Source organism: Tissierella praeacuta DSM 18095 (genome assembly GCF_900128955.1).
Taxonomy (GTDB): domain Bacteria; phylum Bacillota; class Clostridia; order Tissierellales; family Tissierellaceae; genus Tissierella; species Tissierella praeacuta.
In genome coordinates this window covers 1-13,245 of the sequence record NZ_FQTY01000023.1, presented here as the reverse complement: position 1 = coordinate 13,245, position 13,245 = coordinate 1, and the positions used below count along the sequence as shown (strand labels likewise).

General features: G+C 30.9%; 24 protein-coding genes. All 24 read right to left on the bottom strand.

Translation table 11 applies throughout. The annotated features are described in order from the left end of the window. Window positions 1–30 precede the first annotated feature (30 nt). Window positions 31–1,440 (bottom strand): terminase, encoded by a 1,410-nt coding sequence (locus tag BUB33_RS14470; protein ID WP_072977751.1) that lies wholly within the window; start codon window positions 1,438–1,440, stop codon window positions 31–33. Between the two features lie 4 nt (window positions 1,441–1,444). Next, window positions 1,445–1,960 carry a transposase gene (locus tag BUB33_RS14465; protein WP_072977749.1) on the bottom strand — a complete coding sequence of 172 codons (516 nt, stop codon included), beginning with the start codon at window positions 1,958–1,960 and terminating at the stop codon, window positions 1,445–1,447. Window positions 1,961–2,029: 69 nt separating this feature from the next. Then, window positions 2,030–2,266 (bottom strand): hypothetical protein, encoded by a 237-nt coding sequence (locus tag BUB33_RS14460; RefSeq protein WP_072977747.1) that lies wholly within the window; start codon window positions 2,264–2,266, stop codon window positions 2,030–2,032. Window positions 2,267–2,441: 175 nt separating this feature from the next. Next, window positions 2,442–2,705, bottom strand: coding sequence for a hypothetical protein (locus BUB33_RS14455; RefSeq protein WP_072977744.1), 264 nt, complete (start codon window positions 2,703–2,705; stop codon window positions 2,442–2,444). Window positions 2,706–3,261: 556 nt separating this feature from the next. Then, complete coding sequence (locus tag BUB33_RS14450) at window positions 3,262–3,486, bottom strand: hypothetical protein (protein ID WP_084725492.1); 225 nt, start codon at window positions 3,484–3,486, stop codon at window positions 3,262–3,264. Window positions 3,487–3,531: 45 nt separating this feature from the next. Continuing rightward, window positions 3,532–4,287 carry a DNA adenine methylase gene (locus BUB33_RS14445; protein WP_072977742.1) on the bottom strand — a complete coding sequence of 252 codons (756 nt, stop codon included), beginning with the start codon at window positions 4,285–4,287 and terminating at the stop codon, window positions 3,532–3,534. A 242-nt stretch (window positions 4,288–4,529) separates the two neighbouring features. Next, complete coding sequence (locus tag BUB33_RS14440) at window positions 4,530–5,075, bottom strand: sigma-70 RNA polymerase sigma factor region 4 domain-containing protein (protein WP_072977740.1); 546 nt, start codon at window positions 5,073–5,075, stop codon at window positions 4,530–4,532. 4 nt (window positions 5,076–5,079) lie between these two features. Continuing rightward, on the bottom strand, window positions 5,080–5,409 hold the full coding sequence (locus BUB33_RS14435; RefSeq protein ID WP_072977739.1) for a hypothetical protein: 330 nt from the start codon (window positions 5,407–5,409) through the stop codon (window positions 5,080–5,082). A 163-nt stretch (window positions 5,410–5,572) separates the two neighbouring features. Next, window positions 5,573–5,905 (bottom strand): hypothetical protein, encoded by a 333-nt coding sequence (locus BUB33_RS14430; RefSeq protein ID WP_072977738.1) that lies wholly within the window; start codon window positions 5,903–5,905, stop codon window positions 5,573–5,575. 43 nt (window positions 5,906–5,948) lie between these two features. Further along, window positions 5,949–6,212 (bottom strand): hypothetical protein, encoded by a 264-nt coding sequence (locus tag BUB33_RS14425; protein WP_072977737.1) that lies wholly within the window; start codon window positions 6,210–6,212, stop codon window positions 5,949–5,951. Window positions 6,213–6,350: 138 nt separating this feature from the next. Then, window positions 6,351–6,650, bottom strand: a complete 300-nt coding sequence (locus BUB33_RS14420; RefSeq protein WP_072977736.1) for a hypothetical protein — start codon at window positions 6,648–6,650, stop codon at window positions 6,351–6,353. Window positions 6,651–6,653: 3 nt separating this feature from the next. After that, window positions 6,654–7,970, bottom strand: a complete 1,317-nt coding sequence (locus BUB33_RS14415; protein WP_072977735.1) for a ParB/RepB/Spo0J family partition protein — start codon at window positions 7,968–7,970, stop codon at window positions 6,654–6,656. A 199-nt stretch (window positions 7,971–8,169) separates the two neighbouring features. After that, window positions 8,170–8,436, bottom strand: a complete 267-nt coding sequence (locus tag BUB33_RS14410) for a hypothetical protein (RefSeq protein WP_072977734.1) — start codon at window positions 8,434–8,436, stop codon at window positions 8,170–8,172. Between the two features lie 11 nt (window positions 8,437–8,447). Beyond that, window positions 8,448–9,101 carry a putative metallopeptidase gene (locus BUB33_RS14405; protein ID WP_072977732.1) on the bottom strand — a complete coding sequence of 218 codons (654 nt, stop codon included), beginning with the start codon at window positions 9,099–9,101 and terminating at the stop codon, window positions 8,448–8,450. After that, window positions 9,076–9,606, bottom strand: a complete 531-nt coding sequence (locus BUB33_RS14400; protein ID WP_072977730.1) for a Holliday junction resolvase RecU — start codon at window positions 9,604–9,606, stop codon at window positions 9,076–9,078. The genes BUB33_RS14405 and BUB33_RS14400 overlap by 26 nt, the downstream gene beginning before the upstream one ends. A gap of 57 nt (window positions 9,607–9,663) precedes the next feature. Then, window positions 9,664–9,825 (bottom strand): hypothetical protein, encoded by a 162-nt coding sequence (locus BUB33_RS16190; RefSeq protein WP_159429218.1) that lies wholly within the window; start codon window positions 9,823–9,825, stop codon window positions 9,664–9,666. A 265-nt stretch (window positions 9,826–10,090) separates the two neighbouring features. Next, complete coding sequence (locus tag BUB33_RS16450; protein ID WP_174905295.1) at window positions 10,091–10,975, bottom strand: helix-turn-helix domain-containing protein; 885 nt, start codon at window positions 10,973–10,975, stop codon at window positions 10,091–10,093. 47 nt (window positions 10,976–11,022) lie between these two features. After that, window positions 11,023–11,829: an exodeoxyribonuclease X C-terminal domain-containing protein gene (locus tag BUB33_RS14390; protein ID WP_072977728.1), complete on the bottom strand. Its 807-nt coding sequence runs from the start codon at window positions 11,827–11,829 to the stop codon at window positions 11,023–11,025. 2 nt (window positions 11,830–11,831) lie between these two features. After that, window positions 11,832–11,984, bottom strand: a complete 153-nt coding sequence (locus BUB33_RS16185; protein ID WP_159429217.1) for a hypothetical protein — start codon at window positions 11,982–11,984, stop codon at window positions 11,832–11,834. Window positions 11,985–11,989: 5 nt separating this feature from the next. Next, window positions 11,990–12,133: a hypothetical protein gene (locus tag BUB33_RS16180; protein WP_159429216.1), complete on the bottom strand. Its 144-nt coding sequence runs from the start codon at window positions 12,131–12,133 to the stop codon at window positions 11,990–11,992. Beyond that, complete coding sequence (locus BUB33_RS14385) at window positions 12,133–12,330, bottom strand: DUF6011 domain-containing protein (protein WP_072977725.1); 198 nt, start codon at window positions 12,328–12,330, stop codon at window positions 12,133–12,135. Before BUB33_RS14385 ends, BUB33_RS16180 begins: the two co-directional genes overlap by 1 nt. Window positions 12,331–12,475: 145 nt before the next feature. Further along, window positions 12,476–12,775, bottom strand: a complete 300-nt coding sequence (locus BUB33_RS14380) for a hypothetical protein (protein WP_072977723.1) — start codon at window positions 12,773–12,775, stop codon at window positions 12,476–12,478. A 13-nt stretch (window positions 12,776–12,788) separates the two neighbouring features. Next, a complete protein-coding gene (locus BUB33_RS14375; protein WP_072975635.1) occupies window positions 12,789–13,037 on the bottom strand; it encodes a hypothetical protein in 249 nt (82 codons plus the stop codon). Next, the coding region (locus BUB33_RS16175; RefSeq protein ID WP_159429215.1) for a hypothetical protein at window positions 13,027–13,245 on the bottom strand (219 nt) is incomplete at its 5' end. The genes BUB33_RS16175 and BUB33_RS14375, both read right to left, overlap by 11 nt.

Genomic DNA, 13,245 nt, shown 5'->3' with positions numbered 1-13,245 from the left:
CCTTTTATCACCTCTTTCAGTCCCATATTCTTAACCCCCTATCCCTATTTTGGTTCTGAATGGAATCCATCCATATTGACTAGCATTAATTGTATGGTCATTTCTGTCCTCAGGCTCATATTTATCTTCTTTCCAGCTATAACTTTCTAATTCTCCTATATGGTGAACGCAATGATCTAATACTATATAATTGGCTTCTACCTTAAATTCATTAACATTAAGCCATCCTAACTGTAAATGAATTCTATCTATATTGTCTACTTTCTTGTAAGCATTTAGGAAATTATATACGCATCCATGCTGCCTTTTATATTTCTTTAATTCAGTAATAGTTGCCTGGTCTGCATTATCAATAAATACATCTCTTGCAAATCCCCATCTTTTTCTATTCCTCTCTAAAAAAGCTATTAGTCTTGGAGGAATATCAGAAGGAGCTAAAGGTATTTCTAAATCAGCATTGTTATATACTTCTTCATCTAGGATAATTAATTGCCCTTTGTCAGTTATTCCTTGATATATAAAACTAATAGTATCAGGACTTTCTTGGGAATAAGCTGTATCAACTCCACATGAGAAGTGAATAAACTTCAATGGATCCTTTTTATCAGCCATCCTCTTCTTAAGCCATTCAGTAGACCTTACATTATTCTTCCTAGTAAAGTTAGGGAATATTAATCCTGTTGCTCTACCTCTAAGACCTTGAATTTTGTTTTTATAAAGTTTGGTACCCTTTGGCACAGTGATTATAATTTGCTCTTTCTTTTTTTCACTTAATCCTGCATTATGAGCAAAAGAAAAGAACCAATGGATCCATCCAGGCTTTGGTTCTTCGTTTAACATATTATTTATTTCAGTTGGTGCATCATTTTTATACTCATGTAACGGTCTTGAGTGATTTATATATTCTTTGTATATTGGTAAATTAGGATCATCGGGATTAAGTGTTGCTAATAAATAGTCACACCTCATAGAAGCTTCCCTTACATAATCCATATCGGCTATATTAATTTCATCTATATATAGGCACCCATACTGTCCTCCTAATGCCTTTTTCCAACGTTTTTTGTTGTCATATCCTAATACATATATAAGCTTCTCTCCGGAACCTGTTTGATAAAGTATATGGGGTAAAGAATGTTCACCTTTTCCATTAGCATTATATTCAACCAATGCTCCAAATACATCAACTATCCCTAAATCTTTATTTATGATGTTTTTTTCTATAGTTCCTAAATCCAATCCAGATATTATATGAATCTTCTTTGGAGACTGAGCAACTTTAAGCATAAATTTAAATACGCCTACTGTAGTTTTACCAGCTGCCGTTGTGCCTTCCAAAAATTCTACAGGAGCATTATGTTTAAGAAATGCTTTATATTTCTCTGATAGTAAAAACTCTTCTCCTCCGTTGCTTTCATTCTGCAATTTCAATTCTTCCATACTATCATTCCTTTAGCTGTTCTAATATGGAATTTAGTTTATTTAATCCAGTGTCAATTTGTCCACTATGTTCTACCTGTTGCTTATCTCTCCATTGCTCTGGCTTTCTATTCTTCAACCAAAATATTTGGGCTGTAGTATCTGGTGTTACTTGCTTTGTTACTACTTTGGTTGTAACCATTTCAGCTATTGGGAATCCATGTAAATCAGTCATTGGGTCACCCTTTATATCTTTTTTTATGATTCTTTCTTGGGTAACTTCTTTATAATCATAACCTAAGGCTCTTTTTAATAAAGCATTTTCAACCTGTCTATCAATTACATCTTTTCCCCTTTTTAAGGCCTCGGCTATCTCGGGATATTTATTTTGCCAATCATATAAAGTGGATGGGTGTATTCCTATTTCTTTGGATATATCCTCATTTATCAATCCATCTCTTGCCCATCCTTCTATTTTTATTAATCCTTCTTCCGTTACCCAATCTTTATATGTTACATTTCTCCGCTTTTTCTTAGTCATATCACCACCTCAACACTTCTACTATTTGTTTGTCTTGTTACATTAAAAAAGCACTCGTAAAAGTGCCTCCTAAATATATTTATTTAATATTTCTTCATCTACAAACTTCCAGGCATTTATTGCTTTCAATATAGGTTCTAGCTTCTTTATATTCTTAGCATTTCTTTTTCCAGGTTTTTCTTTAAATATCTTTAAAAATTCCATCGCTACACATTCACGTGTTGCAATTCCATTATTAGTAGACTTTTTACATATTTTTTCATATAATTCTAAAAACTCTTTATCAGTTACATTTTCTTGTTGCATTATATAACACCTTCCTTCTTTTATCATAATTATATCATAGTAAAAAAGATTTCAAAAAGGATTAGGATGCATGGCTCCTTTAGAATATCGAAACCATGCATCCTAATGTGCATAAATTTTAATTAAATTGATTGTCTACTTGACAAAGGTCAGTTCACCGGGCTCTTTGACTTTGTTATTTATTACCATTTTTATTAACTGCTTTAAGTATACCTAAAATCGTTTCTAGGTATTCGGCACCATTCCCGACTGCATTTTCTAAAGTTTTATCAAGCCTATTTTTTATTACAGATGGCAATGATTCTTTTTCCATGTGTATTGCTACTTCGGTTATCCATTGTTCGTAATCTTCTCCTTTAATATAGTCGCCTCCAAATTCACTTGATTGTACTTGGTTGTAAAACGTCTCTCCTTTTTTAATTAACTCATTTAGTCCCATATATCATCCTCTCCTTTCCCTTTATTTATTCTACAAGAAAGGAGAAAATCCTTCAATAATCGTTCGACATATTCTGATAATTTATGCATATTGTTTAGATAATAAATACAATTATTTTCTCAATTTTGATTTGGTAATAAATACAACTATTATTTTCATAAACTATATTGTATATTTAAATAGAAAAATTAAATTTGAAATGAGGTGTTTCCATGGGGAAGTTTCTATGGTTAATGATTTTTATTACCAGTTATCCAGTAGAGTACTGGTGTATATTAATCATTATAATTATAGAAATAGTTTGTTGAGGGCTTCCCCCTCAATGGACTTCTCTGTGAAAACTAAAATATAAAAAGAAATGACAGCAGGATAATGCTGCCATTTCTTTTTTAGTGCTTAATTATCTAGGATTATGATAAATCTTCACTTTTTAACGATAAAATAATTATAAAAGTATATTTTTATTAAATTTCATTGTTACTATTAATAAATAGTTGGCTTAATTGCTGACTTTCATTTAAAAATAAAATATAAAAGGCACTATGCATTTATCTAATTATTTTATCTGCTTCATCTTACCCTTATCTCTCTTATAACTTCTCTCCTGCATACATTCCTTTATAGAGTCATAAGCTCCTGTTACTACTATATTTTTATGTCCCTTAAATGGACAGCTAACATAATTTCCTTGCTTTTCATTAAATTTTACTTCTTCAGATAATAATATAAATGTTTTGCCGCATATCTTGCATCTATATACTATATATTCTTTCATCTTCATCAATTCCTCTTAATAACAGAAAAGAGCCTATAAGCTCCTTTCTAATTAATAGTTAGTTATTATTAATTCTTTATATTTTTTTCTTGCTTCCATATCCTTAGCTACACTATAGGCTACTTCTTTTTCTTTAATATTGAAATCTTTATACCATTTTCTTGTGCTTTCGTGGTCATTTATAGTTAATAGAAACTTACCCTTTAAATTAATTAGTTTATCTCTAAGCAATAAATGATGTTTCTCTCCAAACTCATCTGAATATCCCGTTGTTTCAAAATAAGGTGGATCTGCAAAGAAAAAAGTATGTTCTCTATCATATTTATCGATTATTGTTTCAAAGCTTAAATTCTCTACATAAGTATTTCTAAGCCTATCTTTTAAATCCATTAATAAATTTTTATAGAATATTTGTTGAGATGGTATTTTTGTAGTTCCATATCCGTAGTGTTGACCTTTCCCTGCAAAGGACTGAGTTATTAGATATAAAAACCTTACTGCTCTATTTATTTCAGTTAGATAATCTATAGTGTAATTTTTATACTCCTCAAACATATCTCTACTACTTATCTGGTAATCTAGCATTCGTTCAATTTCAGGAGCATGATATTTAATCATTTTAAATAAATTTATTAATTCCTTATCTATATCATTAATTACTTCTACCTTGCTGAGTTCTTTACCAAAATACACCCACCCGGCACCAAAAAATAATTCAACATAGCATACATGAGTGGGTATCATATCTATGATAGTTTTTCTTAATTTACTTTTTCCTCCCATTCTACAAATAGGTGGTTTTAACATATTAGACATCTCCTTTTTTCTGATATTAGGTTAATATACTCACACCGCCCATCACATCAAAAGGAGCATTAAAAAATCCCACCTGTATTGGTGAGACTTAGTGTAAATCCTTATTTAATTTTATAAGACATATGATTTGGAAGACCTGTATATATTCTACATTTTTTCCACAATATCATCTTACTATATATATTCGTTACACACAATAGCATGAAATGTGCATGAAATGTGCAAAATCATTTTTATAATATTTCTTTTATGCTCTCCGGAAATAGTATAGTCTTTATTGTATTTAATAGTCTACTTCTATTCCTACAAATAGTAGTCCTATCCTTTTCTAACATTTCTGCTATTTCTTCATCTGTTTTTGCTTCTTGCTTCAAATATTTTAATTCTATTATTTCAAAGTATTTATCATCTCTTATCTTATCTAATGCATTATCTATTCTTGCTATATCTCTTTCAGTTTCTGTTTTTTCAACTTTATATTTTTCTATTAATTCTATATATCTATCTCCAGCACTTACATTTCCACCTGATGTACTATAGAATACTATTGATTTTGATTTTCCAGGTAATCCATTTTTCTCTATATATTCTATATCTTCTTCTTTTTGCTTTACTGCTAACTTTAATTTTTCATAATTATATAATACTATTTCTGTCTTTTTATAAAAATTCATATCGATTTTAATCATTCTTTGTTTCTTTAATGATTCTACTACTTCCCTAGCTGTTTTTTCTGATGTTTTCTTTATACAAATTTCTATTTCTTTTTTCAGTTGCATAGTTCTACTCCCCTTTCCTAATAGCATTCATCTGATCTGTTACTATTCCAATCTCTACTTTAATTGCTCTTAGTCTTTCATATGTAGAGTCATATAAAGACTCTGCTGAATCTCTATTAAATTTACATTTGGCTACAATCTCATTTCCTCTAGAAACGTCACTATTTAATGTAGCTGGCAATCCTCTATCCTTATTTAAAAGAATTTCTTTTGCTAATGCTACTCTATATAGGTACTCTGCCTTTGCTTTTGTATATCCTACTTTGTTAAGCTCTGTTATTGTATTGTTTAAATCTTTCCTTAGTCTTTCTATTTCTGCTATAAGTTCCTGCATATCCTCCCTCCTTGGTTGACGAAAGTCTTATGTTTTCTCCATTTGGTTGACATCATTGTCATTGTTGAAAAAAGAAAAACCCAAGGATTTAATTTCCCTGGGCTTCTAGAGCCTCTAATTATTTAATTTGGTGAATATTTTTCTTATCATATTCAGTGATATATTAATCTTTAATTCCATTGTGCTCTCTTAATTCTGAATAATAAAAGAAGCAATCATTTTCACAAGTTAACTTATCTACATAGGTAAATTCTCCATCATAACACCCATTATGGACACCTTTTTTTATAAGTTTTCCCCTACATTTAGGGCATTCATTTTTAATAGTGTAATCAGTAGCTACCCCATATCCGCTAGGTATCCTTACATCAATTTTTTCTATTTCTCTGTTTCTGTTTTCCATTGCAACTTTAAGCCCAATTGCTATACCTTCATCAACAGCATCAGCCCAATCTACTTGAGCACAATCATCTTCAAAACTTATTATTCTAACCATTACTATTCTCCTTTCTTACTTCACATAAATAACACATTGCTCATTAATCTAATTCAATTACTGTAGCCGTATAATAATTTGCTATTTCTATATCTGTTGTTGATAGAGGAATTACTACATCACCTGGAAGTCCGCTCTCAGTTTCTATGCAAGGCTCAATTTTTATATCTTTTACTATGCAATCTTTATTATCAAAACTTTTGAACTCTGCTTTTACTTGTTCAATAAAGTTTTCTTCTGACTTAAAGTGTCCTTTATAACCCATTGCCATATCATTATCTTCGCTCCATAATAATTTATATTTCATTTTCATCCTCCTATTTTAGATTACTTCATAATATTCCTCGTGATCTATATACTTTCTTTTTCCTGGATACTTAACTTCAAAAGTAACCTTTATAGCTTCTATTTCTCCTTTCTTACTTCACATAAATAACAATTAATTCTATAGCTTCTCTATAATCTCATAATCCCCTTCTTCTATAGTTAGAAACATTCCGTCACATCCATCAAGCCAAAACTTTTCTACTTCTTCAACTGTTTGTAACCCAATTACACCTGTTCCTTTATCAAAAGCTAATATTCCTTTATAAAATTGTTTTTGTTCTTCATCCTTACAACCATATATATAAAATTTACCTATAGTCCCCCAACTTTCACCATCTTCAACCCTTCCGCATAATGTAATATCTTTTAAATATGGATACAACTCTCCGTTGGTTACTTTAACTAAAGCATGTTCCATATTCTATTCCTCCTCTACTATAAACAATTCATGAGTTCCATCTTGAAGTTGTTTTTCTTCCTCTGACATTTTATATCCTAATTTTTGGAGGAAATCATATATATAATCAAGGTCATTGTTAGGAGTATGTCTACAAAAATAATCAAAATAGGTACTATTTCTATAGTCTATAGTGTCATGGACTATTAATAATAAATTTAATTCTGGTTGTTTCCAAATATGATTAGCTATGTCTTTCCATTCAAGTTCTTCATTGTCTTTATTATTAATATCTATATTAAGTAGCTCTGATACTTCTTTATAGCTTAGGTTACAACTTCTTTCTACAATTGCATATATGGCAACCTCTATTATTTTGTCCATGTTCTTTCTTGCTTTAGTATTTGATATTCCTTTTACAAATTCTTTCCTAAGCTCATATGCTCTTTTGGATATCTCCCCTAGTTCTACTCTTCTAGCATCTCTCTTTGCTCTTTTAATTCTTTCTTTTTCTTCCCTATCAGAATCTTTTTCTGCATCCACACTTTCTTTATATAAAGTAATATATGACTGACTTACCTCATAAAAATATTTTACTTCATCTGCATCCTCTGGTTTTACAACTTCATCATCGCCATATCCATTAAAATATTGTACACGTCTTAGGTTATTGCTACTCTCTGTTTTTTCTGCAAACTCCTCAAGCTTCTCTATTATTTCTGCAAATGCTTTTGCTCTCTTTTCTCTATCAATTGCATTTCTCAATGACCAATTGAAATCATCTGTCCCTACTTTCTCAAGCACCTTATTCCTAAGTTCTATATCTTCAATTTTCTCCAGTTCAGCATAATCCATAAGTGTGGCTCCTCGACTAGCTGATTCTTTTAATTTATCCTGATCTAGTTCTAGGAGTTTCATTCTCCTACGAACTGTACTTTCTGAAAATCCTGTTTTCTCTGAAATATTAGTTACAGATTCCCCTAAATCTAGCATCATTTGAAATCCTTGTGCCTGTTCGTAAATAGTTAAATCTACTCTTTGCATGTTCTCCAGAAGCATTGTAGCTAATTGAGTTTTACGATCCATTTTAGATATTGTACAAGGTACTTCTTCAAGTCCTGCTAATTTTGCAGCTGCTAATCTTCTATTTCCTATTACTGCATAATAACGTTCTTCCTCTTCGCCATATTCTGGCATATTTGAATCCCATGGCACAACTGTTAAATTTTGTAGTATTCCACTTTGTCTAATGCTTTCTGCCAGCTCTGTTAAATCTCCTAAATCCTTTCTAGGATTGTCTGGATGATGATAAATTTTATTTATATTAATCAACTTAATCATAATTTTCTCCTTTCATTTTTCGATAAATCATTTTAACTATTCTTCTCCGTATCATAAGTATTTTTAGTCTTACATCTAGGACATATTGTCTCACCTTTTCCCTCTGCTTCAAGGAGTAATTTACCGCATTTAATACATCTTATTTTCTTCATAGTTTCCTCCTATGCATATCCTTTAGTTATGCCATGTACTATCCATTCTAGCTCACCATCTCATATAGTTTTTTCTTTACTTTCCTTGGAATAATGTCCTCTACTCTATAGGTACATTTGTTTTTATACCTTTTACTTTTATACGTTTTGTTTTCGTGGTTTTTGTAACTTTTATTTTCATATATAAGTTTTATTGTGTCTTCATGTTCTTTGTATTCTTCCATGGCTAGCTCTTTGTATTGTTCTGAAATATCTTTATCTCCATTGACTTGCCTAATAATGCTTCTGAAACATAATTGTATTAGCTTGTCCAAGGTTATCCCTCCTATAAAGCCTTTTTATCTTTTCCATCTGCTTTACTGTATTCGTGAAAATTAAATACATTTAATTGCTTTGCCAGTGGTTCTAACTCTCTCCAAAGGATTTCATCTTCTAGGAGATTCTTTATTCTTGCTTGGGTTGTTGCCCAATCTGTTCCTAGTGTTGCTATCATGTTATTCCAATCTTCTATGTCATGCTTTACCATGTCTCCATCTTTTCCAATATGTCTAAGTTTGTGATAGATTAAAGCTATTATTTGTTCTCTGCTCATTCTCTCAATATAGTAATTTCTTGTTTCTAAGATGTATTCATATCCTGTCATTACTGTAAATTGTTTATTGGCTTTTGATATTTTTGCTCTCCACTGTGATTTACCATTTTCAGGGTCTTCATAGTCCATATCTTCTATAAATAAAATCTTTGATGGTTTTATATGTTTTAGTTCTTCAAATTTTTTAATTAATCTTGTGGCTATAGGTTTATATATAAAATTCTTAATCCAGTGTTTTCCTCCAAATTTACCATTGTCTAAATCTCTTATATGGTGTAATTTACCTGCATCATGTAAGTTTGTATATATAAAGTGATATCCTCCTGAGAATTCTTTTTCTAGTAGGATTTCTCCTGTGTTATCATCTGTTATTCTTAATTTCTTCACTTTCTATCCCCTCCAGGTAGTCTAGCATTATGCCGTCTCTAGACCTTAGTTTTTTACAGTTACATTCAAATTCGTTAAAGGCTATGCTTCCAAGTCCTCTTTTTCCTCTATTTTCTTGGTATTGTTTCCAGTACCAACTTAAAGTTAACCAATCTAGTCTATATACTGTATCTAACTTGGTGAAATTGATTAAAAGGAAAGCTAGTCCTCCATGGTTGTACCAGTTTTTCATAAATTCAATTTGATGACCCTGAATATTGCCAAGAGGAAATCTGTTTTCTTCTTTGGTTTCTTTTGCGTCAAAGGCTATTGGTACTCCTTCATATACTCCAATATAGTCTAGTGTACTTTTTTCTTCGTAGTAAGCTGATGTTATTTGTTTTCCTCTTCTAATAGGTTTCATTGGTGTAGGTATTTTCTGTACTAATGCTATTCCTTTTCTTTGATAAACTTTATTTGATATATTTATTATTTTTTCAAATGCATCTCCTTTGTGATATCCCATAAATACACCCCTTATTTTAAAATACTATTAACTATATATTCTTTAAGTAATGTGCCTCTAATTAGCTTTTTCCATAGTTTTAGTTTCTTCATTACTAACCTTTTCATTGCTGATCATCTCCTTAGCTTTATCTATAGCTTTTTTATATGTCCATGTTGGGTTTTCTCTTAGTAATTTTGCTGCTTCTTCTGATATTGTTATTATTTGAGTTTTGTTCACTTCATCACTCCTCTATAAATAATAATTAACACTTTATCAATACTCTTCATATATTGTTACTAGGTTATTTACTTAGACCAAATACTAAATAGGAGGTATTTGTATGGTTGATTTATTAGGTGGCAAAGATTGTGATAATAATAATTCTTTACTGTTCTTTTTCTTGCTTTTAGTGGTTATTTTCTGTAACTGTGATGGTTTCTTTGGCGGAAGATGTTAGTCTCTACATTAATCGAGGTTTATCCTCGATTTTTGTTTTTCTTATTTATAGAACTTCGTTCTGCTTTTTTAGTCTTTCAGAGTATTCTCTTCTTTTTCTCTCTGCTGCATCGTCTAATTGTTCAGCTGTATATTTTTCAGTTCTCCCTTCAAAGTTATGAAACTTGGTCTTTTTAGCTGGTGTTACCTTAGATTGACTAATGTTTTTATCCGTAGACAATTTCATTCCTCCCCAATTTTTCCAATTACTAAGTATCTTTTCTACATAAGACTTTGTACGTATCCCTTGTCTTTCAGCTTCAAGTAATGCGTTCTTTACCCACTGAAATCCATAAGTACTTTTATTAAAACTAATCCAATCAGAAGTAAAAGCATTAGTCTGTCCTATGCAATTCTGATATAGCTTTGCTAATTCAGAAAACTCATCATCAAAAACATTTTCTTCTACTTCCGTAGTATTAGTATTTATATCATTTAGTTTAGTTTCGTTTAGTTTATTTAATGTGGCATGGTTGCCGGCACTACTGTCGGCACACTTGTCGGCATGGTTGTCGGAAACATTGTCGGCATTTATTTCCGACAAGGCTTTTTCTTCATCTTTTTTAATATCATTTCCGGAAGGTTTACCGGTAACAGTTGCCGGCAACGTATCTAATAAAGAAATTATTTTATACATTGCTGATTGATTACCTTTTCTAGAACTCCAATCTATTCTTCCTTTTTGTTTTAGTTCATTTCTTGCATTTCTAATTGTTCTGTCTGCTAGTCCAGTTTTAACACATAATACAGATGCAGCTACCCCAAATTCCTCTGCCCATCCTGCCTTATTGTTTATATGCATCAATGCATGCCATAAAGCAATTGCAGATGTTGACAATGAATTTGTTTCGAGCCAATCATAAAATGCATTAAGTTCTTTTATATAGTTCATCTAGTTATCACCTTCTCTTAGAGATTAAGGGGATTTCTCCCCCTAATCTAAAATGGTATCTCTTCACTATCAAATGGGTTGTCCATAAATTCAAGTGGTATATCATCGTGTATTTCACCAGTTTCATTGTTTACTTTTCCTTTTGCTTCTTCTTTAGAGTTCAGCAACATTACTGCAGCTTTTTTTACCACTTCATCTCTTGCATTGTCTTTTAACCACTCTATATATCCTCTATCTATAGCAAGAATTTCCCCTAGTGTTTTCCCACCATTCTTGCCATACTTACCAAAATTAATTTTTATGTTTTCTGCATCATTTTGGTTCATTGTTTCAATTCTCTCATTATTATTAAATTGAACCATATCCTCCAAGTCCTGAGTAAATATATTGGATAGGCTTCCTACTGTAAGAGCTGCATCTACTTGTGCTCTTTTCTTGGCCATTTTAAGACATGTGTTTCCTAACATATATTTATCTTGCTTATCACCCTCGTACTTTTTCTCTTTGCTATTACAGTGACCTAGCCCCTCAGTAATTACTTGTCCATCTTTAGTTAGAATACATCTAATGGTATATGAGAAGAATCCTTCTTCGTAATCCTGAATTTTCTCCATGATTTCATATTCACTTGCTAGTCCTAAAAGCATTAATATCTTTTCTGCTCCTGGTTTTAATAGACTAGGTTTTTTGGAACCATAGAAAGCTGCTCCATAATCATGACCTTCTAATAATGCGTTTTGTACAACTTGTTGAAATTGATTTATCTTATTCATAGAATCCGTTACTCTATCTAGCTTTAAACCATCTATTATCATCATTGTATTAGTTTCTTTGAATACCATTTCATTTGACATGTTTATTCCTCCTCAAATAACTTTCTAAATCGCTCTAACAATGTTCTTAGTTCATCATCTGACATCTTTTCATAATTAGGACCGTGTCCTGGTGCAAATCTATAATTACCTAGTTCCATTAGGAGTTCTTCTCTATCCATATCATTCACGTGCATATCTATTATTTTTCCTCCTCTTTTGGTGTATGATCCACAACCATCTTTGTTTTATTAACTTCAATTACCATTAAAATTTTTCCACAAGGACAATAGAATAACTCATACTTTTTAGTTGTTACTGGTCTATTACATTTAGGACAGTTCATTATGAACACTTCCTTTTAAGTTCATCTACAAAGTTAATTTGTCCTTCTATTTCTTCCATTACTTCATTAAACTTTTGAACTTCATCAAGTTTTTTCTCTTCTGCTTTTATTTTTTTATAACAATCAGAACCGTATCCTCTTTCAACCGATTCTTTATTTTTTAAAGCCCTTCCACATCTTAAACAAAAATCTGCCATTTAAATTTCCTCCAATCTATGGTATAATTTATTTATTAAATATTTTTTAATGTAGTGAGCTTTTCAAGTTGCCGCTTGATAGCTCTTCTTTTTTGTCTACTAAAACTACACAAACTATTCCATTGATGTCTGCAAAACATTTCACTTATATTCCTCCAAAAACATCAAATTTATAATTTTCGAGTTCTTTTCTTATTTCAAGCCATTTATCTTTTGCAGGTGCATTTAGATTATTATGATTGTCTATTAATTCTTTTTCTTTTATAGTTTCTGTATGACTGGTTTTATGGCAATTAATATAGAACTGATTTTCATCTGGATAATATACAAAGTCATGCTCAAACCTCATATTGGGTACCCTTGGTGTGCTAAAAACATAAGCCATATTTCCATAGTATTTTTTAAATTCAAATCCTAACTGCATCAATTTTTCAGTTATTTTCATTTAACCAACCTCCTTATTTTTCTGGCATTTGAAACACAGAATAGCTTTGAAAGCTTTCCATCTCATAATTTGCTATCTCCCTCATATTTGATACTCCTACACATTGAGTCAGCTGTTCTTGTATTTCATCTAAAACTTCCATAGCTCTTTCTTCTGTTTCATATTTTCCTAAGGTCCAATTTCTGCACATAATTGTATTACCTACTACCTCAAGTGAAGTTACATCTATTAGTTCTTTTCTACTTTGGCTTCTAATCCACATTGTTTACTCCCCTTTCAACTATTTCATTAATTTTATTGATTATTGTTCTACATAAGTATCTTGATTGCTTGTATTTTAAAATTTCATCTTCAGTTATCTGTGATGATTCAGTTAAATCGTGTTGTCTTATAATAATGTCTCTATCTTTTATCCTTTCTTTAAGTGCTGCTATAATTTCCTCTAATTCTTCATCCTCAAAATCAAATAC